General features: G+C 33.6%; 19 protein-coding genes. 12 read left to right on the top strand and 7 right to left on the bottom strand.

Annotation, left to right across the window (positions count from 1 at the left end; translation table 11 throughout):
• Positions 1–164 precede the first annotated feature (164 nt).
• A complete protein-coding gene (locus J3U63_RS06200) occupies positions 165–1,022 on the top strand; it encodes a carboxylate/amino acid/amine transporter (protein ID WP_267367090.1) in 858 nt (285 codons plus the stop codon).
• Positions 1,023–1,027: 5 nt separating this feature from the next.
• Here J3U63_RS06200 and J3U63_RS06195 read toward each other — a convergent pair whose 3' ends face one another.
• Both J3U63_RS06195 and yaaA read right to left on the bottom strand, forming a co-directional pair.
• Entirely contained in the window at positions 1,028–1,981 is a 954-nt protein-coding gene (locus J3U63_RS06195) for an AEC family transporter (protein WP_267332871.1), read from the bottom strand.
• 19 nt (positions 1,982–2,000) lie between these two features.
• Positions 2,001–2,771: a peroxide stress protein YaaA gene (gene yaaA / locus J3U63_RS06190; protein ID WP_267370976.1), complete on the bottom strand. Its 771-nt coding sequence runs from the start codon at positions 2,769–2,771 to the stop codon at positions 2,001–2,003.
• Between the two features lie 75 nt (positions 2,772–2,846).
• On the opposite strand from yaaA, the gene J3U63_RS06185 reads away from it, so the two are divergent.
• The 3 genes from J3U63_RS06185 to rnz all read left to right on the top strand — a co-directional run bounded on the left by J3U63_RS06185 (position 2,847) and on the right by rnz (position 4,648).
• Complete coding sequence (locus tag J3U63_RS06185; RefSeq protein WP_065633582.1) at positions 2,847–3,074, top strand: YccJ family protein; 228 nt, start codon at positions 2,847–2,849, stop codon at positions 3,072–3,074.
• A gap of 256 nt (positions 3,075–3,330) precedes the next feature.
• Positions 3,331–3,642 (top strand): hypothetical protein, encoded by a 312-nt coding sequence (locus J3U63_RS06180; RefSeq protein ID WP_267370974.1) that lies wholly within the window; start codon positions 3,331–3,333, stop codon positions 3,640–3,642.
• Between the two features lie 88 nt (positions 3,643–3,730).
• Positions 3,731–4,648: a ribonuclease Z gene (gene rnz / locus J3U63_RS06175; protein ID WP_267370972.1), complete on the top strand. Its 918-nt coding sequence runs from the start codon at positions 3,731–3,733 to the stop codon at positions 4,646–4,648.
• Positions 4,649–4,901: 253 nt separating this feature from the next.
• On the opposite strand, the gene J3U63_RS06170 is transcribed toward rnz, so the two are convergent.
• The gene (locus tag J3U63_RS06170; RefSeq protein ID WP_267370971.1) at positions 4,902–5,462 is read right to left on the bottom strand and encodes an NAD(P)H-dependent oxidoreductase; all 561 of its coding nucleotides are present in this window, start codon (positions 5,460–5,462) and stop codon (positions 4,902–4,904) included.
• 107 nt (positions 5,463–5,569) lie between these two features.
• Here J3U63_RS06170 and J3U63_RS06165 point away from each other — a divergent pair, with 107 nt between their 5' ends.
• On the top strand, positions 5,570–5,917 hold the full coding sequence (locus J3U63_RS06165; protein ID WP_267367084.1) for a winged helix-turn-helix transcriptional regulator: 348 nt from the start codon (positions 5,570–5,572) through the stop codon (positions 5,915–5,917).
• Between the two features lie 45 nt (positions 5,918–5,962).
• Here J3U63_RS06165 and argE read toward each other — a convergent pair whose 3' ends face one another.
• The gene (argE, locus tag J3U63_RS06160; RefSeq protein WP_267371053.1) at positions 5,963–7,126 is read right to left on the bottom strand and encodes an acetylornithine deacetylase; all 1,164 of its coding nucleotides are present in this window, start codon (positions 7,124–7,126) and stop codon (positions 5,963–5,965) included.
• A 533-nt stretch (positions 7,127–7,659) separates the two neighbouring features.
• Between argE and J3U63_RS06155 the strand changes: the two genes are divergently transcribed.
• The 4 genes from J3U63_RS06155 to J3U63_RS06140 all read left to right on the top strand — a co-directional run bounded on the left by J3U63_RS06155 (position 7,660) and on the right by J3U63_RS06140 (position 14,556).
• A complete protein-coding gene (locus J3U63_RS06155; protein ID WP_267370969.1) occupies positions 7,660–8,733 on the top strand; it encodes an HlyD family secretion protein in 1,074 nt (357 codons plus the stop codon).
• A 13-nt stretch (positions 8,734–8,746) separates the two neighbouring features.
• Positions 8,747–11,545 (top strand): ribosome-associated ATPase/putative transporter RbbA, encoded by a 2,799-nt coding sequence (gene rbbA / locus J3U63_RS06150; RefSeq protein WP_267370967.1) that lies wholly within the window; start codon positions 8,747–8,749, stop codon positions 11,543–11,545.
• 5 nt (positions 11,546–11,550) lie between these two features.
• Positions 11,551–12,681, top strand: a complete 1,131-nt coding sequence (locus J3U63_RS06145; RefSeq protein WP_267347696.1) for an ABC transporter permease — start codon at positions 11,551–11,553, stop codon at positions 12,679–12,681.
• A gap of 273 nt (positions 12,682–12,954) precedes the next feature.
• Complete coding sequence (locus tag J3U63_RS06140; protein ID WP_267370965.1) at positions 12,955–14,556, top strand: hypothetical protein; 1,602 nt, start codon at positions 12,955–12,957, stop codon at positions 14,554–14,556.
• 551 nt (positions 14,557–15,107) lie between these two features.
• On the opposite strand, the gene J3U63_RS06135 is transcribed toward J3U63_RS06140, so the two are convergent.
• Positions 15,108–16,373, bottom strand: a complete 1,266-nt coding sequence (locus J3U63_RS06135; protein WP_267370963.1) for a Y-family DNA polymerase — start codon at positions 16,371–16,373, stop codon at positions 15,108–15,110.
• Positions 16,370–16,819: a LexA family protein gene (locus J3U63_RS06130; protein ID WP_267370961.1), complete on the bottom strand. Its 450-nt coding sequence runs from the start codon at positions 16,817–16,819 to the stop codon at positions 16,370–16,372. Before J3U63_RS06130 ends, J3U63_RS06135 begins: the two co-directional genes overlap by 4 nt.
• Positions 16,820–17,718: 899 nt before the next feature.
• On the opposite strand from J3U63_RS06130, the gene J3U63_RS06125 reads away from it, so the two are divergent.
• Positions 17,719–18,702, top strand: coding sequence for an AEC family transporter (locus tag J3U63_RS06125; protein ID WP_267332859.1), 984 nt, complete (start codon positions 17,719–17,721; stop codon positions 18,700–18,702).
• Between the two features lie 374 nt (positions 18,703–19,076).
• Here J3U63_RS06125 and J3U63_RS06120 read toward each other — a convergent pair whose 3' ends face one another.
• The gene (locus J3U63_RS06120; protein ID WP_267370960.1) at positions 19,077–20,255 is read right to left on the bottom strand and encodes an MFS transporter; all 1,179 of its coding nucleotides are present in this window, start codon (positions 20,253–20,255) and stop codon (positions 19,077–19,079) included.
• Positions 20,256–20,589: 334 nt separating this feature from the next.
• Here J3U63_RS06120 and J3U63_RS06115 point away from each other — a divergent pair, with 334 nt between their 5' ends.
• Positions 20,590–21,513, top strand: coding sequence for a LysR family transcriptional regulator (locus J3U63_RS06115; protein WP_267370959.1), 924 nt, complete (start codon positions 20,590–20,592; stop codon positions 21,511–21,513).
• Positions 21,514–21,753: 240 nt separating this feature from the next.
• A complete protein-coding gene (locus tag J3U63_RS06110; protein ID WP_267370957.1) occupies positions 21,754–22,656 on the top strand; it encodes a DMT family transporter in 903 nt (300 codons plus the stop codon).
• Positions 22,657–22,842: the final 186 nt, after the last annotated feature.

Genomic DNA, 22,842 nt, shown 5'->3' with positions numbered 1-22,842 from the left:
CATAATTAATCGTTATTGAGGATTATTGTTTAGTGTTTTATATCTCCCTTTTATTGGTTATTTAATGTGGTCAATGATGGTAAACATTTAAGTTTAAATTCTGTTTACATTCAAGGCGCGGATTGATACCATGCCTGCCTGATCATTATTACTTTAGATTAATTATGCTATATCTTATTATTGTGACAATTGTCTGGTCGTTTTCTTTCAGTTTTATTGGCATTTATTTAAGTGGACAAGTGGATACTTGGTTTGCTGTGGTAATGCGTGTACTTTTAGCATTTGTTACTTTTATTCCTTTTTTTCGTATCAAAAATATTTTGCCAAAACAGATGGTATCGTTAATGGGGGTTGGCGCATGTCAATTGGGCATTATGTATTTTTTTTATTATAATTCTTTCCAATATATTTCAGTCCCAGAAGTATTACTCTTTACTATTACTACCCCTATTTATGTCACAATTATTTATGATTTATTGCAGCGCCATCGGTTAAGACTGTCGTATTTATTAACGGCTGTTATTGCTGTTGTTGGTGCAGCAATAATTCGTTATGATCATATTAGTAGTCAATTTATTATTGGATTTTTATTGATTCAAGGCGCGAATATTGTGTTTGCATTAGGGCAGGTTGGTTATAAACGAATCATGGAACTCTATCCACTGCCGCAACATCACGCTTTTGCGTGGGTCTATTTAGGCGCGATTATAGTTGCAAGTATTGGCTGGTTAATATTTGGCAATTCATCTAAATTGCCGACGAGTAGCATACAATGGTGGATTATTGTATGGCTTGGAGTTGTGGCATCGGGGTTATGCTATTTTTTATGGAATTATGGTGCGACAAAAGTCGATTCTGGCACCTTAGCCATTATGAATAATGTGGTTATACCAACAGGTATTTTAGTGAATGTTGTTATTTGGCATCAATCGATTGATTGGGGCCGTTTTTCACTAGGTAGTGTCGTTATTGTTTTTGCTTTGATTTTGCATCATAAATTCAAAAAATTAGAGGCAAATTAATTTTTCTAAGCAAGCTGTAACATTATGGATAGAATTAACGGTGTTGTCACGGATGATAATGCCGTTGATATCAACAAACTTGAAGCAATTGGACCTTGTAATACAGCAAATTGCCTTGCCATCATATAACAATTGATGGCAATCGACACAGAACTTAATAGCACAACGACTTGTAATTCTAAAGTTGGTAGCCCAATGAGTTTACCTAAAATATAGGTAACAATGGGTAACACCGCTAATTTTAATGTACAGATTGCTGTCGTAATCAAAATATTATCGCGAAGCTTATATTCGGCAAGCCCCATGCCTAATACGATTAGCGAAAGTGGTGCAGTCATATCGCTAACCATTTGGCTTGATTGGTTAATAAATTTTGGCAAAGGAATTCCAGAGTAATTTACAATAAGACCAAAAAAAATGCCGATAATGATAGGGTTTTTTGATACTTTTTTAAACGCTTGCAGTATGCTCTTAAACGATAGTTTACCTATTTGGACAAATTCAATCGATACACTAGCCAATGTCCATAAAATTAATGCATTAAATATAACAATGATGGCAACGATTGGGATAGCACTATCGCCTAACAACATTTTAATAATGGGGATGCCGACAAAAACCGTATTTGTGTAAATGCCGCCCATTGCAAACATCGTACTTTCACTGCCATTTAATTTAAATAATTTAGATGCAATAACGCAACCAATAGCAAACACTATAAATGTACCACCAAAAAAGACTAATAATAGCTTAATATCAATATGCGAGTGCTCAGAAAAATGACTCATTATCTGAAATAGCATAATTGGAAACGCTATATAAAATGTAAATTTGGTTAAGCTATCAGTCACTGTTTTTTGCCATTTACCCAATTTAATGGCTAAGTAACCCAATAAAATTAAAATAAATAGAGGCAGCGTTGCTAAAAATTGTAACCATAAGGTAAAAAGGAATTCCATTTGATCATTCTACATTAAGTTAATGCTTTCGCGTGAAGTACCATTCTAATTCAGTTGAACGTTTGGCATCAAACTGATAGCCTTCCAAATTAAAATTTTTAATATCCTCGCTGTTATCAATGCTATTTTTTATAATAAAGCGACTCATTAATCCACGTGCTTTTTTAGCATAAAAGCTGATCACTTTATATTCATCTTTGCTTTTATCTAAAAAAACGGGTTGAATAATTGTCGCCTTTAATTGTTTTGGTTTGATCGCTTTAAAATATTCATTTGATGCTAAGTTGAGTAGCGTTGGTTTTGGTGTTTTAGCTAATTCTTTATTTAGGCTATCAGTTAATTGTTCACCCCAAAATTGATAAAGATTGGTATTTTTACCATTTTTTAAGCGAATTCCCATTTCGAGGCGGTAAGGTTGAATTAAATCAAGCGGCCTTAAGATGCCGTACAGTCCCGACAAAATTCTTAAATGAGACTGAGCAAATTGTAACTCTTTCTCATTAAAATCCTGAACATGAAGTCCTTCGTAAACATCACCTTTAAATGCCAAAATAGATTGCCTTGCATTTTCAAGATTAAAATCACTATGCCAATTTTGAAAACGTTCATAATTAACTTCAGCTAAGTTAGAACTTATAGCCATTAATTTAGACAAATCTTCAACGTTCAATTTTTTACAATCCATAATGAGTTTTTCTGATTGATGTAAAAATTGCGGTAAAGTATTTTGTTTGGTAATAAGTGGACTTTGATAATCAAGTGTTTTTGCAGGGGAGATAACTGTAAGCATATATTCATCACCTATTGAATTTTGTCTGATTTAGGTTTATTTTACACATAATCTTATCAAAGAAGGAGCAATAAGATGAATTTAATTAAAAAAGATATACATGAAATTCGTGCGTGGGCTAGTGTTCGTGAAACTTCAATTGAAATTGCAGAAGCTATTTTTGAATTAGCCAATCACGATGAAAAGTTAGCTGAACAAATTTGGTCAGAAGGGAGTGATGAGGTTTTAAAACTTGCTTTTTCTAAAACTAAAGCAGACAAGCTATTTTGGGGTGAGCAGACTATTGAGCGAAAAAATATTTAATATCTCATCATCAATATCGTTATTCATCAATAAGATTGCATAAATCAATTGATGTTGTACCTTCATTATCAGATATGAACAATATGTTAGGTATGTGATGATAAATAATTAAAAAATAAGAATACTTACGTTAATTGTAGTGTTAACATTGAATTTATCATCCTTTGGTATTTTTGCCTCTACAACTGCTGACTTGGCCGATAAAATGATAGCCCAGCTTGACGAGTGTGAGGCTTTTTCATAATCAGATCGATTAGTGTGTTTACAAAAACAGGCTAAACAAAGCCAACTTGCTTTACAGCAGGCGGAGCAAAACGCTTTTAATTTACTTTCAAAATGGGATGACGATGAGCAGTTTACGCTTTTAGCTAAACGCAAATTGACTCTATCTAACGAAGCGTTTGCTCATTATCGTGATGTACATTGCCAATATTTTAAATCTTTAGGCGGTGGTGCAATAACTAATGCACTTGAAATGCGGCGTTTAACTTGTGTAACCAAACTTAATTATCGCCAAGCCGATCACCTTGGTCATGAACTTTCTGATCTGAATTTAAAAAATAAATAAACCAAGGTTACTATAATAAATAGTTGAATAGCCAACAGTTGAGCTATTCTTATATTGAGTACAAAAACAAAAATAATAGATAGATTTTATGAACATAACCTTTTTAGGCACCAGTGCCGGCTCACCAACGGCTGAACGTAATGTTAGTAGTATTATGCTAGATGTTAGGCAAGAACGAGGGCGACTCTGGCTTTTTGATTGTGGTGAAGCCACACAAATGCAGATGCAAAAAGCGAAATTTAGCTTGGCTAAATTGGAGGTAATTTTTTTAACCCACCTGCATGGTGATCATCTGTTTGGCTTACCGGGTGTGTTAACCAGTCGTTCTTTGATGCAAAATCAATCACCTTTAACTTTAATTGCTCCAAAAGGGATCAAGCGATTTATTGAGACAGTAATTGAAGTCAGTCAATCTTGGTTAACTTATCCACTAAATATTATTGAATTAGAAGCGGATGGCACTGTTTTTGACGATGATCAGTTTTGTGTTGAAGCTAAATTATTACAACATCGTATACCGTGTTTTGGGTATCGAATAATCCAAAAAGATCTACCTGCAACGTTAGATATTGATAAATTACAGCAAGATGGGATTCATATTGGTTCGCTTTACTCATCCTTGAAGGAAGGAAAAACCGTCACGCTTGAAGATGGGCGAGTAATTGATGGGCGTGATTATCAAGGCGATATTCGAAAAGGTAAAAAACTGGCAATTTTAGGTGATACAATACCTTGTGATGCGTCAGTTGAATTGGCTAACGATGTTGATTTGCTGGTGCATGAAGCTACACAGGAAGATGCCTTAAGTGAGAAAGCCCTTGAGCGTGGGCATTCAACTACTGTTCATGCCGCCACAATTGCAAAACAAGCTAACGCTAAATGCCTAATCATAACGCATATTAGCCCTCGTTATAACGCAAAAGATAATCAAAAATTAGTGGAGGAAGCGAAAACAGTATTTGCGAATAGTGAGATCGCGACTGATTTTGCCACTTTTCAAGTTTAATCTGGTTTACCGTTATTGCCGGATTGTTCGCTACGGCATCAATTTGGTAATAAAGGGCAATTAGATCTAAAAACCTTAAATATTGGTAAACACTATTTAGGTGCCTTGGTTGTTTTATTTTTCTGTTTAAAAATAGAATCATATGTACCAATTTCAATGAAAAATTCGCTACATTGTTGGTAATTTAAGTTATATTTTTAACCGTTAATAGCTTTATTTAATGATAGGCATGAATGTACTTTAATTAAATAATTTAAATTAGCATTCCTAAATTTTTCATCCAATTTACATAATTATCGGCACTTTTTTCGATATCGTTTTGTGTAATTTTATCTGGGTAGTTTGGCTCATTATTTGCGCCATAAATCGCAAAAAGGGGCTGATAATCAGCTTGAACATAATTCATTGTTAATTCGAATGGTTTTAGAATTTGCTCGAGCGTATATTTATACTGTCCCGATTCGCAGTAGTCAGCTTTTTTTATGCCCGCTGAAACCGCTAATCCTACTTTTTTATTTTTTAATTTATTTCCCGAAGAACCAAATGCCCAACCATAAGTCATAACCTCATCGAGCCACTGTTTTAATAATGGCGGACAATTAAACCAATATATTGGAAATTGAATAACTAAGTTTTGATGATTTTCAATTAAGTTTTGCTCAAAACTCGGATCTATTTTATGTGAGAGGTAGTGTGAATAAAGATCATGTAGGGTTATTTGATCATGATATTGATTTAATCTATTAAACCAACATCGGTTAACCTTTGAAGAAGCTAAATCTGGATGAGCAATAATCACTAAAGTCCGTTTCATTGTCAATATTCCTTATCTATTTATAATTGAGTCATGATAGTCTTGATACCATTATTTTTAAAGTACGGTAATTACAGTTATGTACTATCTTTAGGGAGAGTGTAAACATGGAAAATCATCATTGTGCCGAAGATCATTTTGAGAATAGTGGATTTAATTACACACTTTCAATGATTCGAGGCAAGTACAAGATTGTTATTCTTTATTGGTTAAACGAAAATCAACCATCAATGCGATTTAATGAACTTAAACGAAGTATCAATAACATTTCGTTTAAAACGCTAAGTAATACTTTAAAAGAGATGGAAAGGGATAAATTGATTTTCAGAAAAGAATATCCGCAAATTCCCCCTAAAGTCGAATATGGGTTATTAGACCGAGGTAAGTCTTTGGTGCCGATTTTAGATAGGCTTTGTCAATGGGGAAATAACCATAAAAATGACACATTAGCATAATTCAAGATAACTTTATTCGCCGACGGAGTCGGCGTGTTTCTATGATTAGATGCAAAAATCTTTAATCAAATTTTCAATCGTTACTTTTGTTGGTTTTATAAAATCCATTGAAATAAATTCGTCAGGTTGGTGAGCTTGTTCAATCGAGCCAGGTCCTAAAACAATGGTTGGGGCAATTTGATTTAAATAAGGCGCTTCAGTGCTGTAATTAACCGTTTGAGCGGTGTGACCAACTAGCTGTTCAATATGTTGTAATGCGGGATGATCTTTTTTACATTCATAACCTGGAATGGGTGCAACTTCGTATTCAATTGACAGCCTATTGGGATATTTATCCATCACGGGTTGTAATGCTTCACATAGCGCATTATATAATGTGTCAACATCATTATCTGGTAATACCCGAATATCAATAATTAATTCACAACAGCCACAAATGCGATTAGCCGCATCACCGCCATGAATCACACCTAAATTCAAGGTAGGATAGGGCACACTAAAGCCATCATTATGATATTGTTCTTTGAATTTTTGTTTAAGGATCAATAGACGTTCAATAGCTAGATGCATCACTTCAATTGCATTAATGCCTTTGTCCGGATCGCTTGAGTGCCCAGACTTACCAATAACTTTAATTGAATTGGATAAAAAACCTTTGTGAGCTCGGATAGGAATTAATGATGTGGGTTCGCCAATAATTGTGCAATCAGGTTTTAATTGAGTTTGTTTAGCAAAAAATGAAGCACCAGCCATTGAGGTTTCTTCATCTGCGGTGGCTAGTACATAAATTGGTTTGGTGAGTTTTTTTAGATCAATATCTCGCAAAGCATCGAGAATAAAAGCAAAAAATCCTTTCATATCAGCGGTACCAAGTCCATATAACTTATTATTTTCTTCAGTTAATTTGAATGGATCTTTTGTCCATTGCCCATCATCAAATGGCACTGTATCACTATGACCACTTAATAATAAGCCACCTTGAGTTTTATTGTTACTATTTGAATACGTTGCGAGCATATTAAACTTATGACGCGTATTTGGGACAGCTTGAATTTCGATAGTAAATCCAAGCTCTTCAAACCAATTGGCTAATTTATCTATGAGTGGTTTATTGGAATAATCTAATTTAGCATTGGTTACATTACTAATGGTTGGAGTCGAAATAAGTTCGTTATAAAGTGTTAAAAAAGAAGGAAGTGTCATAAAAATCACCTTGTGAAAAAAATCTTAATGTCGAATAATCGTTCTCGCAAGCATACCACTTACATTATCATTTTCCTATATACAACTAAATGGTTTCATTAATTATTTTATAAGATGAATTTCAATTTTATAAAGTTTTAGTCAGATAATATTAAACGTTATAGTCGATAACGTGCTTTGATACAAAAATAGTTAATTTGTAGATAGAGGATTAATACATTATTTGAAATAAATTAGATAAATCCATGGCGTAGATAATAAATACGTATTTATCAAAAAGGGTTAATTTACCAATAATTGATTAATAAGCTTTCTGAATTGAAGTACACTTTTCTTTATGATTACTCATGTTTTTTAAACATCCTTGATGTTTTAAATTAAATTTTTTAGCTTTTACTGCCTTTGTTTTTATAGTTGATTTTATTTATAAAAAACATCTGATATTATTTAACACATGTCGATGCATTATGCATATAAAACACACATTAACGTTATGAAATTTATAATATAAATAATCAGTTTAAAATGGGATGTAGGTCATGAAACAAATAAGTAAGAAATGGGGTCTTATTGTTGTTGTCGTTGTTATTGGTGGTGGTATCTTGTGGCAACAATTAAAAACTGATGGATTTGGTCCAGATTTTGTAAGTGGCAATGGTCGTATAGAGGCGACAGAAATTAATATTTCAACAAAGCTTGCTGGCAGAATCGAGAAAATTAACGTTAATGAAGGTGATTTTGTTAAAGCAGGCCAACCATTAGTTATTATGCAAACCAATACCTTGCAAGCTCAATTGAACGAAGCACAAGCTCAATATCGACAGGCCATAAGTAATGAAGCAAGTTCCAAAGCCCAAGTCTCACTAAAAGTGAGTGATAAAGTCGCTGCTCAAGCTGATGTGAATCAACGGGAAAGTGATCTCGATATTGCTCAAAAGCATTTACAACGAACAACAACTCTTTACCAAAAAGGGGCATTATCTATCCAACAATTTGATGACGATACCGCAAAAGTGAATAGTGCAAAAGCGGCGTTAGATTCTGCAAAATCCCAAGTGACAGCCGCTGATGCTGCTATTGAGGTTGCTCAAGCAGGTGTGGATAGTTCTCATTCAGCGATTAATGTTGCTAGTGCTAATATTACGAAAATTCAAGCAGATATAGATGATAGTACATTAACCGCCCCTGTTGATGGGAGAATTCAATATCGTATAGCACAAGTTAGTGAAGTATTGCCTGCCGGTGGAAAGGTTTTGAATCTGGTTAATTTATCCGATGTTTACTTAACCTTCTTTTTACCCGAAACCATAGCTGGAAAAGTAGCGATTGGTGATGAAGTTAGATTAGTCTTAGATGCGCTTCCAGATGTTGCAATTTCGGCTAAAGTTTCATTTGTCTCTAGTGTGGCACAATTTACCCCTAAAACTGTTGAAACCAAAGATGAGCGTCAAAAATTAATGTTCAGAGTTAAAGCTCAACTAAGCCCAGAATTATTACAATGTTATCTTACTCAAGTTAAAACTGGTGTGCCTGGCGTTGCTTGGGTACGGATCGATCCTAAAACTCCGTGGCCAGCTAAGTTATCTGATGTTGCTAAATGTCCAACTAAATAATTGGAGATAGCTCATGTCAGAATCAGACAATAAAGATTTATCTATCGCTCATAATGTTAAATCGATAGACGACGCAGTGGTAACCGTTTCAAATGTGACGTTGCATTATAAAAAAACCTGTGCGTTGAATAATGTGAGTTTACAAATTCCACCAAAGTGCATGGTAGGATTGATTGGACCTGATGGGGTAGGTAAATCAAGTTTATTGTCACTCATTGCTGGTGCACATGTTATTCAAGAAGGGTTGGTGTATGTTTTAGATGGTGATATGCACGATAAATCACATCGCAATAAAGTTTGTACCCGTATTGCTTACATGCCTCAAGGCTTAGGTAAAAATTTATATCCAACATTATCCGTTGAAGAAAATTTACAATTTTTTGCTCGGCTTTTTGGTAATGATGCGGCCGAACGGCGACGTCGCATTGATGAATTAACGCATAGCACAGGACTTTATCCATTTTTATCCAGACCTGCCGGTCGTTTATCCGGAGGGATGAAACAAAAAGTTAGTTTATGTTCTGCTTTAATTCATGATCCTGATTTATTAATTCTTGATGAGCCTACAACAGGGGTCGATCCGCTTTCACGTGCTCAATTTTGGCAACTGATTAACAAAATTCGTTCGCAAAGGCCACAAATGAGCGTCATTGTAGCTACTGCTTACATGGATGAAGCGCAAAATTTTGATTGGTTAGTTGCTATGTATGGCGGAAAAATCCTTGAAACTGGAACGCCTCAATCGCTATTAAACCAAACTGGAAAAGATAATTTAGATGATGCTTTCATCCAATTAATGCCAGAAGATGCAAAACAAGGTTATCAACCCGTCGAAATTCCACCCTTAGATCTTTCAAAAGATTTACAAGTAGCCATCGAAGCAAAAGATTTAACTAAACAATTCGGTGATTTTATCGCTGTTGATCATGTTAATTTTTCAATTAAACAAGGGGAAATTTTTGGCTTTTTAGGATCTAATGGTTGTGGCAAATCAACAACCATGAAAATGCTTACTGGTTTATTACCGATTTCGTCAGGGCAAGCATGGTTATTTGGTAAGCCAGTTGATGCCAGTGATATTAATGTCAGGCGCCACTTAGGTTATATGTCACAAGCTTTTTCATTGTATAGTGAATTGACGGTTGAACAAAATCTTGTGTTGCATGCTCGTCTATTTGGTATCGCAGAAAGCAAAATACCAGAACGCGTTGAACAATTAGTTAAACGTTTTGGACTTGAACAACATAGGCAAAGTTTACCTGATAGTTTACCTTTAGGCGTTAAACAGCGGTTATCACTCTCTGTTGCTGTTGTGCATAATCCTGAAATTCTTATTCTCGATGAACCCACTTCAGGTGTCGATCCTATAGCCCGTGATGACTTTTGGCGTTTAATTATTGAATTATCAAGACAAGATAAAGTTACTGTCTTTATTACTACCCATTTTATGAACGAAGCAGCAAGGTGCGATAGAATATCGTTAATGCATGCTGGTAAAGTATTAGCAAGTGATACCCCAGATAATATTATTGCGTCAAAAAAAGCTAAAACTTTAGAAGAAGCATTTATTGATTATTTAGTTGAAGCAGGTGCTGATGATAGTCATGCCGATGAAAATTCTGTAACGAATGCTAAAACGATTACCAATGATCAAGATCGTGCTAAAAAAGAGCATCACCTTCGAGGCTTCAGCTTTACTCGCATGATTGGTTGCTTATGGCGTGAAACTTTAGAATTATCACGTGATCCACTTCGCGCATTATTAGCCTTGTTAGGATCAGCGATCTTAATGCTCGTGATGGGATATGGAATAACGATGGATGTTGAGGATTTACGCTTTGCAGTATTAGATCGTGATCAGAGTGAGCTTAGTCAAAATTACACGCTTAATTTGTCAGGATCTAAACGCTATTTTATAGAACAGCCTCCTTTAACTGACTATAATGATATGGATGCAAGATTACGCAGCAATGAGATAGCGCTAGCTATTGAAATTCCACCAAATTTTGGTCGAGATGTGCAACGTGGTGATCCGGTTGATATTGCTATATGGATTGATGGTGCTATGCCAATGCGAGCTGATACCATTAAAGGCTATGTTCAAGGTATGCATCTTGCTTGGTTAAGTGAAAAAAACAAAGAAAGCTCCAGTTCACAATCATCTAGCTTGGCCAATATTGAAACCCGGTACCGCTATAATCCCGATATTAAAAGCTTACCATCGATGGTTCCAGCCGTAATTCCAATTTTATTGCTAATGATTCCTTCTATGTTGGCGGCATTATCTGTCGTTCGTGAAAAAGAGATGGGCTCAATCATTAATTTATATGTTACGCCGGTAACACGGGCTGAGTTCTTATTAGGTAAACAAGTCCCTTATATTATTATTTCTATGTTTAGTTTTCTATTGCTATTAATTATGGCAATTACAATATTTGGGGTGCCAATTAAAGGTAGTTTGTTTACTCTATGTTTAGCTGCTTTTGCTTATTGTATTATTTCTACAGGATTTGGATTGTTAGCATCAACCATAACACGCAGTCAAATTGCCGTTATCTTCTTGACTTGTGTTGGAACCATGCTACCTGCTATACAGTTTTCTGGATTGTTAAATCCCGTCGCCTCGTTAGAAGGGAGTGGTCGATATATTGGTGAAGTTTACCCTACAACCCATATGCTAATTATTGCGCGTGGGATATTCAATAAAGCATTAAATTTTGTTGATTTGCATAACTCTATTTTGGCTTTATTAATTACCATACCAATAGTGCTTGGTGCTAGTATTTTTCTGCTTAAAAAGCAGGAGGGGTAGATCTTATGCAAACGTTAATGAACATTTATCGTCTAGGTATAAAAGAGCTATGGGGATTATTACGCGATCCTATTATGCTCTTATTAATAGCCTACTGTTTTACCTTTGATATTTATATTGCTGCAACTGCGACTTCAGATTCCTTACATCATGCGTCAATTGCGATTGTTGACGAAGATGACTCGCCCTTGTCCAGGCAAATTACTGCGGCGTTTTATCCACCTATGTTTAATAATCCTGTTAAATTATATTCAATGAAGGATGTGGATCGGGGTATGGATACGGATAATTATACCTTTGCATTAAATATTCCGCCTAATTTTCAACGAGATGTACTCAATAACCAAAATCCAGAAATACAACTTAATATTGATGCAACGCGAATGGGACAAGCTTTTGTTGGTAATGGTTATATAACACAAATTATTACAGGTGAAATTACTGAATATGTGAATCGTTATAGCAAAGCGACAAATCTACCCGTTAACATTCAAGTGCATACCGCTTTTAACCCAAACTTAACCCGATCATGGTTTGGTTCTGTTATGGAAATCATTAATATAGTCACTACGTTATCGATTATTTTAACGGGGGCAGCTTTAATGCGAGAAAGGGAACATGGCACCATTGATCATCTTCTTTCCATGCCTGTCACACCATTTGAAATTATGCTTTCTAAAATTTGGTCAATGGGATTAGTTGTGCTGGTTTCAACTTGGGTCGCTTTATTATTGGTTGTGCATAGTTGGTTAAGTGTACCTATAGCGGGTTCAATCAGCTTGTTTCTTATTGGTGCTGCTTTACATTTATTTGTGACAACGTCACTTGGTATTTTTATGGCAACAGTAGCAAAATCAACAGCTCAATTTGCGATGTTGCTTATCTTAATTTTGTTACCATTACAAATGTTATCAGGCGGAAGCACTCCTCGAGAAAGTATGCCAGAGATCGTTCAAAATATTATGATGATTGCGCCAACCACTCATTTTGTTGAGTTAGGACAAGCTATATTATATCGTGGGGCTGGTCTAAGTGTGGTGTGGACTTCTTTCGCGTGGTTATTAGCTATTGGTAGTGTGTTTTTTATCATCTCCCTCAAGCGTTTTCGAAAATCAATTGTTAATATGGGATCGTAATTACATATTTTATACCCCAGTTTCTGGGGTTAATAACATAAACCCATTGATTACCTTAACATTTCACATTGTGATTATTCAAAAAATTACTATTATTGAAATATATAAATGCAATTAAACTTTCTTTACCAAATTGTGTTTCTTCTTTTTATTACTGTTATGTTACTTTAAAAAAATAGCTAGTCCAATTCGTATTTATCCACCAATATATTAATATTCTTCAAATAAATTAATATATTATCCATATACTTAACTTGTGTAAGGGTGTTTTTTATGGTGTTATATTGTGGTAAAGCAGGCAGCAGTTTACATATGTTGTATAACAAACAGTCTGTCATTGAAAAAGGCTATTGTTGTAAATTATTTTATTCTTTTCTTAAAAATCTTGATCAAAAATTAATACGCTTACTTTCTAGTCTCATTGTCCATCACTTTTGTCACAAAATTAAATTATGTTTTAAGGTATTTTTACTGTTAGTTATGACATTAATGTTTAGTCAGTTAAGTTATGCGCTAACTTCAAAAACGGTACAAATAATTCAAGGTAATAAACCCTATCTAGATTTAGATGATTTGTTTAGTTTCAAAGCACCGATAATTAAACAAGGCGTTATTAATATCACGCCCTCAAAATCAAATGAAATACTTTGGGTATCGGCCAATACTAAATTTAATCAGGTCGAAACGAAAGTCATTGCTGACGGGGTGGCAAAAAATATTTCTACCATAGAAGGATTACATTATGGTGATATCGATGGTGATGAATTTACATCAATAAAAGATGTTAATGAAAAACCACCCGTCTTGGGAAAGCTGACAGCTATTTGGCGTTATAAGGATTATGATGGTACGACTAAAACAGTGACCGCAGATCAATTAAATAGCATTATGGATTCATGTCTAAGCCCTTATACTTTAACCATTAGTTCTAATAATATTAGCGTTCAAACAAAATATGGCATTCCCTATATTAATGACTATGGCAGTTTCAGCAAAATCTATACAATAAAAGTTGATGAACAACAAATCTGCCATATTAAACCAGGCAGTTTGAGATTTTTTGACTCTTCACGACGGGATAAATATAACACATGTAATTCAATCAATTGTAAATTTGCCAATGGTTATAATCCAGCGGTTTTTCAACCTTATCGCGGTTACTCTCCTACAGCATCAAAAAAATTTCCAACAACAGGATTCAACTACGCAAATTTCACACTCAAAATGAGTAATGCACAGACTGATTATAGTTTTTCTTCAAGTAATCCATCTTTAGCGCCAATTACGAGTGAGGGGGTTGTTACACTTAGATCTGACAATCGTCCTACTATTCCATTTACCATAACATTAACCGCTAGAACAAAAGCTGGATCACCACTTGAACAAAAAACATTTAGCTATACGTTTACAGTGAGTAAATGGGCTCGCCCACTTCCGAGTACACAGTATAAAATGTCAGATACCATGAGTTCGGGTGATAATATATTTCCTGCTGCTAATGCTTGTTCAGGAAAGCCAAATGGATTAGGTGTTATTAGTGCCTCTGTTGCAGCGAGTTATTTATTTTCGATCACTGATTTAACCAATGCACCTAGTGCTAAATACGCGGTTACGGGAAATGGAACGGGCTTTTTACCTGCATGGATTGAAAATAAAGAGGAACGATTATCAAGAGATATTGACGGTACATTTGCTGGAGAGTGGGGCGAATTATATAAAGCTTATCCTAACAGTAACTTTGATACTTCAACAGGATGTACCTGGAGTAACCAAGCTTATACTGATAAACTCATGTTTAGTACTGATATTGAAACAGGATACGTAGGTTATAACTTGTTACAGTTAGCACAAGGATGTACACCGATTTGTCGATAAAAATATTGTGCAACTTTATACTTAGTTCCTATTTTATAGGAACTAAGTTGTAATGGTTAATCAGGTGTATTTTAGGTACCTCATTAGTTGGGGTTTAGCTGCTTGCTATATAGGCTTAGAACAATAGACTTACACCTATATAGTCTCTTTATTGGAACGACTATTTTGTGTACAAACTTAAACATCGCTACATAGCTGTATGAATTAGTAATATTAGATGCGATTTTAATTAGATCTGAAATATTGACTTTCAAAACATGAATAACACAATTGAATAATTGTTCTATTAACACCATCTGCATCTTAATATTTACAATCAAATAAATTTACTATTAAATCATGGTGATAGTTTGCAATGATTTGATTCTTCGACACTAAAGCTTTTAAAAAGGTCGACTCTGACTGATTAAGCAATTCACTATCTAGTCTGTGTTTTATATCTATTAGCAACAAAATTTAAGCAAACGTAAACCGTTTATTTATTATTTTATTGAGGATATTAAGTTGATATTACTCAATATTATAAATTGATTATGATGTAAACTTTATGTTTATTTAACTAGCGGTAATTCATCCCAGCGCGTAGTGTAACGTTTACTGAGCAGTTCTCTTTTAATTTGCCAAGGTGCCGTTTTTCTATTACCCCCTAATTGAATGGTATTTTTGCCCATTTTTTGATTAATGTTATCGATTGTTTTCATTAATTGATCACTTTTTTGTTGTAAGTTAGGCGTAAGCTCAGAACTAAATAAATCAGTTTGACAGAAGCTATCTTTTACCTTTAAATCAAGTAACATTACACCCGCTTTCATAAACAAAAAACCTTTTCTATAAATAGCCTGTAACCCTTTTTGTGCAGCGTGAATAATGAGTCTTGTATCATCAGTTGGTGTTAATAAAGGGACTACAATTGAAGGGTTATATTGCATTAAATCTTGACGAAAGCGGTTGGTTTTCAAAAAGACTAGCACCGCATTAGCAATAGCATTTTGCTGTCTTAGTTTTTCAGCTCCCCGACTGGCATGAATGCGAATGGCTTCTTGTATATCAAATAGTTCCCCAGTTAGTTGTCCAAAACTTCGCGATGTCATGATGTTTTGTTTAGGTGTGTTGAGATCATCTAATTCAATGCAGTTAACACCTTGTAGCTCGAGTACTGTACGTTCAAGCACGACTGAAAATTGTTGCCTAATCTGTTTTAAATTTGCTTGACGTAGATCCCATGCACTATGAATATTTAACGTCTGTAATTTTTGGGCAATACGTCTACCCACACCCCAAATCTCTTCTGCTGGAAATGTTTTTAAAATTTTATCCAATAAAACAGGCTTGTCAGGAAGGTGGTAGACCCCTTGATATTTAGCTTGTTTTTTCGCTATATGATTTGCTAATTTTGCTAAAGTGTGGGTTGTTGCAATACCAATGCTGACAGGAATACCTGTATCTCGTTTTACAATTGTTCTTAAATTTTGGCAATGTGCTATCACATCGTTAAACCCATTTAATTGAATAAAAGCTTCATCAATGGAGTAGGGTTGAATATCGGCAGTATAATGACCGACTGTATTAAAAACCCGTTGGCTCATGTCGCCATAAAGTTCATAGTTAGAGCTTAATAAGGTAATGTGTTTACGGATTTTGGGTTCAATTCGATATGCGGGCATACCCATTGGTACTAATGGCTTAAGTTCATTTGAACGAGCAATAACACAACCATCATTATTGGACAAAATACCAATTGGTCTTTTTTCTAGTTTTGGGTTAAAAACTCGCTCACACGAAGCATAAAAGTTATTACAATCAATCAAACCAATCATGTGTTGCCACGCTTTCGTAAGGCGTGAATCGTATGTATTACTACGCCCCAAATATGTACCTCTTTACCCGCTAGCGAAATAGGCGGATAAAATTCATTGCCCGATAATAAATGGTGTTGCCCATTAATAAGCCCTAAACATTTACAGGTTAATTCACCATCAACTGCGGCGACCACAATATCTTCTATCTGCGGCATTAAAGAGCGATCTACAACTAACAGATCACCACTATAAATGCCGTAATTAATCATTGAATCGCCTTGTGCTTTGATATAATAGGTTGCGCTTGGATGTTTAACTAAGTGATCGGTAAGATCAAGCTTAGTTTCCAAATAGTCATCCGCTGGAGAAGGAAAACCCGCTCTGACGGGCGTATCAACCAAAGGTAAATGTTTTTTTACTGAACCATCTACCATGCCAAGCACAATAATAGAAACTTTACGCAAGCATACTCTCCTAACATAATTTATCGATACTAACAGAATTACATCTATTTAATTCGTGATAAAAAACGAATAATACTGTATAAATATACAGTTTATTTTTGAGGATTCAATAAAAACTAGTGTAAATAGATCGAAATGGACTAAATAATAGCCAAAAATTAATATGTTTACTGCTAGGTTAGCCGATATAGTAAATGAAAAAATGATGGCTAAATGATCTTAATTTAAATTGAGTTAAACAACGAATAATCGATAATTTGCCTATAAAATTTATGCCTTATCTTTGCGTACCAATAAATAATTTACATTATATTGATTAATCGTTAATTAATTTTAAAGATAATTGTCATAAATACTGTTACCTTTTGATGATTATTTTGCGGTTTTTTTGTAAAATAACAAACCAGCTTAATGATAAATAAATAGATATAAGTCAATTAAATAAATTGATTTATTATCGACTGAACATTTACACCAATAATCTATACTTAGGCTATACTTTAAGGCCTTTTTGTATAGATTTTATTTTTACTATAATTTAACACTCATCTTTTTGATTTTAATAACATTATATTTTATATTGATTTAAAAAAATTCCTTTGACATAAATCGGACTAAGTTTTAATGGTTTTTTCTTTTTTTAAGAATCTTACTAGGGCTTGCTTAACACAAGGTAGATCGGAATAAGCTATAATAGCGCCCAAGTTATAGTGTGACCAATAAAGATGCTGTGGATTTTAATGTTAACCATGTCTTAAATATACCAAGCTTACATCAGGTATGTTCAGCTTTATTGTCTAATTAATTTAATTTGGTTTATAAAAATAAGCGTTCATCCAAAAATCCAACCAAATACCGAATATGTATTTTAAGTAATATTATTTTAGGAGTTTTAAAAAATGAATTTGATTTGGTCTGCCGTTTGGCAAGTTGTAAGTTCTTGTCTTCCCGTTTTTTTATTGATCTTTCTGGGGTGGTTTTGCGTTCAACAAAAAATCTTCACAAAAGATTCAAAAAAACTATTATCTGGCTTGGTATCAAACTTTGTCTTCCCAGCGTTACTTTTTGTCCATACTGCCCATGCAAAGCCATCAGAGATATTTAACGGCATTTGGATGATTGCTTTTTTCTGCACAATGTCATTTTTGTGGATAATCTGTTTTTTAACTAATAAATACTTATTGGGTAAAGATTTAAAATCAACCACCATGAATTCAATGTTATGCTGTTTCCCTAATATGGGCGGGATGGGCGTACCATTTTTGACATTAATGTTAGGTGCATCGTCAACCATTTCTGTCGCCATTGCGAATTTTGTTGTGGCTTTATCATTAATTCCAATGACAATTTTCTTATTAGAATTATGTCATACTAAAGTATCTGGCGGTAAAGTAACAGGCAATATGATTTTTAGCGCAGTGAAAAACTCGCTTATGAAACCAATGTTTTTGGCTGTTATTTTAGGGTTAATTGTTAGTGTCACTAATGGTTTAACTTGGATGCCGCATTTTGTGTTTAATACTTTTGATATTATGTCTAATGCATGTAACTTTATTTCACTTATTGCTGTTGGCGTAGGGATATATGGTGTTCAATTAAATTTATCTAAACTATTAGTGGTTAATGTGCTTTTAAAGAGTTTTGTAACTCCCGTTGTTGCATTAATTGCTGTGCATCTTTTTGGACTTAAAGGTATCGAAGCCGAAGAGTTAGTCTTTTTATTAGCGATGCCAACAGCATCAACCGCAGTTATTTTGGCTTACGATTGGGAAGTCGAACAAGAGCACGCATCGAGTATTTTCTTTGCTTCAACAATCTTATCTATCTTTATTTTACCAACGTTATTACTTATTATGGAATTCACTATTCCTGGCGTTCATTAATCATTTAAATAATCTCATCCTCATTTAGCCAAGTGCTAGATGAGGATAGTTTGATTTTTTAACAAAAAAATTCAGATAATTAAAGTTATGCAATACTTTTTAAGCAATAAAATTATCAATAATAACAACTGACATCATCGATACTCTTCCTGGCAACAATATGATTGTGAACTAAGGTAATAGGGTATAACAAGTTATAATTCCTGCCGATTATTTGTAATTTATAAGCATCCTCCCAAGTTGAATGCTTTTTACTTGTGAACTGAGTTTATCTTATGCTCGTAGCTTCAAACGGATTAAAATTATTAATGAACCTAATAAATTAAAGCGGCACTTATAGCTATTGGCGTACCAACTTGGTTTAGTTATTTAGCTTAGTTTTGATTTTTTTCAATTTGTTTATATGAAAGTATTGAAGGAAATATAGCGAATAAACTACATATAAATGCAAATATAAACGTTGCATTATAACCAAAACTCGACACAATAATTCCGCCTGTAAAGCCAGATAAAAGAATTCCAATATCAAAACACGATTCATAGGTACTTAGAGCAAGACCAATATCTTTATGTGACATACTTTTAATTGCAGGTAAGGCAAGAAGTGGATAAACCATTGATAGGCCAAATCCAGTAAGAAACGATCCTATCATTGCTTGATATGGAGATGATGGAATAGCTATCAGTATTAATCCGAACGATTCAAGAATTAATGAAAAAATCACCATTTTTAGTCCAGAACAATCAGCTTTCCATCCTAAAGTTAGTCTAGAAAAGACATAGCCTATACCAAATAAAGATAATGCAAGAGGGCTTTGTTTTTCCCATCCATTATCAATAAAATATAATACTAGAAATGTTGTAATACTTGCATAACCTATATTTGCTAATGCAAAACCAGTTCCCGCTTTCCAAATACGCTTTATTGCAAATAAAAGTGTTACATGACTAGAATTTTCAGTAATTTGTACAGGCTTAACAATTAAAATAATTATAAACCCTAATGCAGGTATCATTGTCATTATTAAGGTTGATAAGGCTACCCCAGAGTAATAATAAGATAAAGTGCCAAAATAATTACCTATTGCCAGTCCTATAAACATAGCAATTCCAACCCATGACATAATTTTTCCTGCGTGTTCGCGACCAACTAAACCAATTGGCCATGTTCCACTACAAGTAAATATTAGGCTTTCACCTACGCCCATAAATATTCTTGATAAAAGAATAATTAGATAGCCGTAAAGATTGTTACTAATAAACAAAATGACAAATAGAAATAGTACTCCGGAACAAATAGTTAAGCTTAATCCTAAAGTCATTCCTTTGCGGGGTCCATATTTATCTGAATATCTTCCGGCATAAACTCTTGAAAAGAGTGTTGAAAGTGATTCAGCAACTACAACTAAACCCACATAAAAAGCAGAATAACCAATAATTTTATTTATATATAATGGTAGTATTGATAAAGATAATCCAAGACTGATAATAGAAAGAAATAGAATACTAGCAATAAGACTAGCACTGATCACAGGGTTCTTTATTTTAATCATTTTTGTAACCCTCATAGATAACTTTATCTTCAAAAAGTTTTAGTCTGTTTTCTAAAAATGCGATTATTGCTTTATATATCATTTTTTTCTCTGCAGAAATTATTGATTCGCGTAAATTATCCAAAGTCATATTATTAATTCTAACTGGCTCCTGATCTATAATAGGACCAGCGTCAACTTCTCCCTTATTTTTAATTAAAATCGATATTCAATACTCAATAAAAAACAACATGTAATAATAAATTTTTTTTACTTTATTTTAATTAATCAAAGTTGTAAATGTGGGAGCAGGTCTTTATAATAATGAAAAAAATTCCTTAATAATGAGTTTAATATGTACAGTCTTAAAGGAATGAGAATATTTATTCATGTAGCTGAGGTGGGTAGTTATGCTGAAGTCGGTCGAATTTTAGGTTTATCTGCATCTGCAGTTGCGAAATGTATAAATAAACTTGAAACAGATCTTGGTACTAGGCTTTTTCATCGAACAACTAGAAGTATCGGGTTAACTCAAGAGGGACTTTTTTTTTATAGTCGCGGTAAACACATCTTAAGTTTAATTAATGACACTAATTCCATGATGATGGCTAAATTAGGCGATCCAAAAGGTACTTTACATTTAAATATTCCTCACATTTTTGGGCATGTAATTTTATTACCACTCTTACCAAAATTTAGAAATAATTTTCCTGACATAGATCTCATTATCGACTTTGATGACAATGTTGTAGATATTATTAAAGAAGGGGTCGATGTTGCCATCAGAATAGGAGAACTTAACGATTCTCGCTTAATATGTCATAGCATTGGCGATCAAAATTATGTTGTGTGTGGAAGTACACATTATTTTAAATGCCATGGTACACCTCTATTACCTTCAGATTTGGTTCGACATGCATGCATTCATTTTAAACATCCTTCTAATGGACGTTTAGCTAATTGGTCTTTTAAGTCACCCTATGATGCTTTGGATTTACCCAATAATATTGTGTTTAATAATTCATTTGCCTGTTTAAGTGCAACAATCGATAGTTTAGGAATAGCGCATTTACCTGTATACATAGCTAAAGAGGCTATTCAGTTAGGAAAACTCAAGCCTATTTTAACAGAATTTATGAAGCCACAAGGTAAGTTATCATTAATATGGCCTACAAATCGATATTTATCACCTAAAATTCGGGTTTTTATTGATTTTATAATTGAAGAGTTACAAGCTAATAAACAATTATTAACATTGGACCCACATAGTTTGAATTGAGATATTGAAAAGATTATTTATTAAGGATAAGAAGATTCACATTATAATTCAAAAAAGAATAATATCTTAAATTGAACAAAATCTAATCAGAGTTCTCAATCTTATAATAATGCTAACTCAATAACGTAGAATTATTTATTACAAAATGTAAAAAAAGATATTACCTCGACGATAATGATCTTTTCATAAAAAAATATTATAAAAGTCAATAAAATAAATAATACGTAAAATAGGTTTTTTATGAAGGGTATTCGAATAGAACATTATAAATACACATTATATTTATTGGTGACTGTCTTTGGCTGGGGGATTATGTATCCCGCTTCAAAACATGCGGTATCATCGGGTATAGATGGTTATTATCTTACTGTTATTCGCTACGTTCTTGGTGCTTTTCTTGTAAGCATTGTTCTGCTTGTTATCGAAGGTAAAAAAAGTTATCAAACGGAAGGAAAAGCTTTTCAATTGTGGCTTTTTGGCACAATCGGTTTTGCTGGATTAAACTTCCTAACGTTTATCGGCATTGGTTTTTCATCTGCTGAGCATGCAACAATTATATTAGCGTTAATGCCGATGCTCTCAATGATTTTATCATCTATCCTCAATCACAATATACCTAACATTAAAACAAGTTTATGCACGCTATTAGCTTTTGTAGGAATAGTTTTGGTTATAACGAATGGAGATTTTAATCATCTGATAGCTTCATCAAGCTTTTTAGGTGATGTACTATTGTTGGCCGCTACAATTTGTTGGGTTATTTATACCTATTTTGCAAATATGGTGATGACAAAAGACAAATGGAGCGCGTTAAGAGTTACAGCGTTAAGTTCTTCTCTTAGCGTAATAAGTATTATCACGATTACTTTAATTGCATCTTTTTTAGGCTTAGCAAAACTTCCTAGTTTGAGTGTATTTATCACAAGTGGATTTGATATTTTTATACTTGTCATAACCACATTAGTGATCATTACTTGGAATGCAGGTATCAATGGTCTTGGTGCGATTAATGGTATTCTTTTTGTTAATTTAGTCCCTGTCATTGCTTTTATTATTGGCTCATCCTTTATCTACAATATCCTAGCCTATCTAAGAATAGCATATTACTTAATAGTATCAGATAATTTACTAAGTAGAAATTAAGCAATTTTTCTTCACATTCAGTAATTAATATTAAAGATGTTAAATGTTAGCTAATTCTTCTCAAGTGCTAAGTGGTTTCATTTTAGAAGGATGGATATTATAGATCTTTAATTATTAAGGCTAGTTATATCAATATGTTTCTATATAATATATGGTAGTGATTATTGAGGTTATATTATTAAAGGA

The organism is Gilliamella sp. B2838 (assembly GCF_026536185.1).
Lineage (GTDB): Bacteria > Pseudomonadota > Gammaproteobacteria > Enterobacterales > Orbaceae > Gilliamella.
The sequence above is the reverse complement of the archived record's forward strand: the minus strand, read 5'-3'. Positions and strand labels throughout refer to the sequence as shown.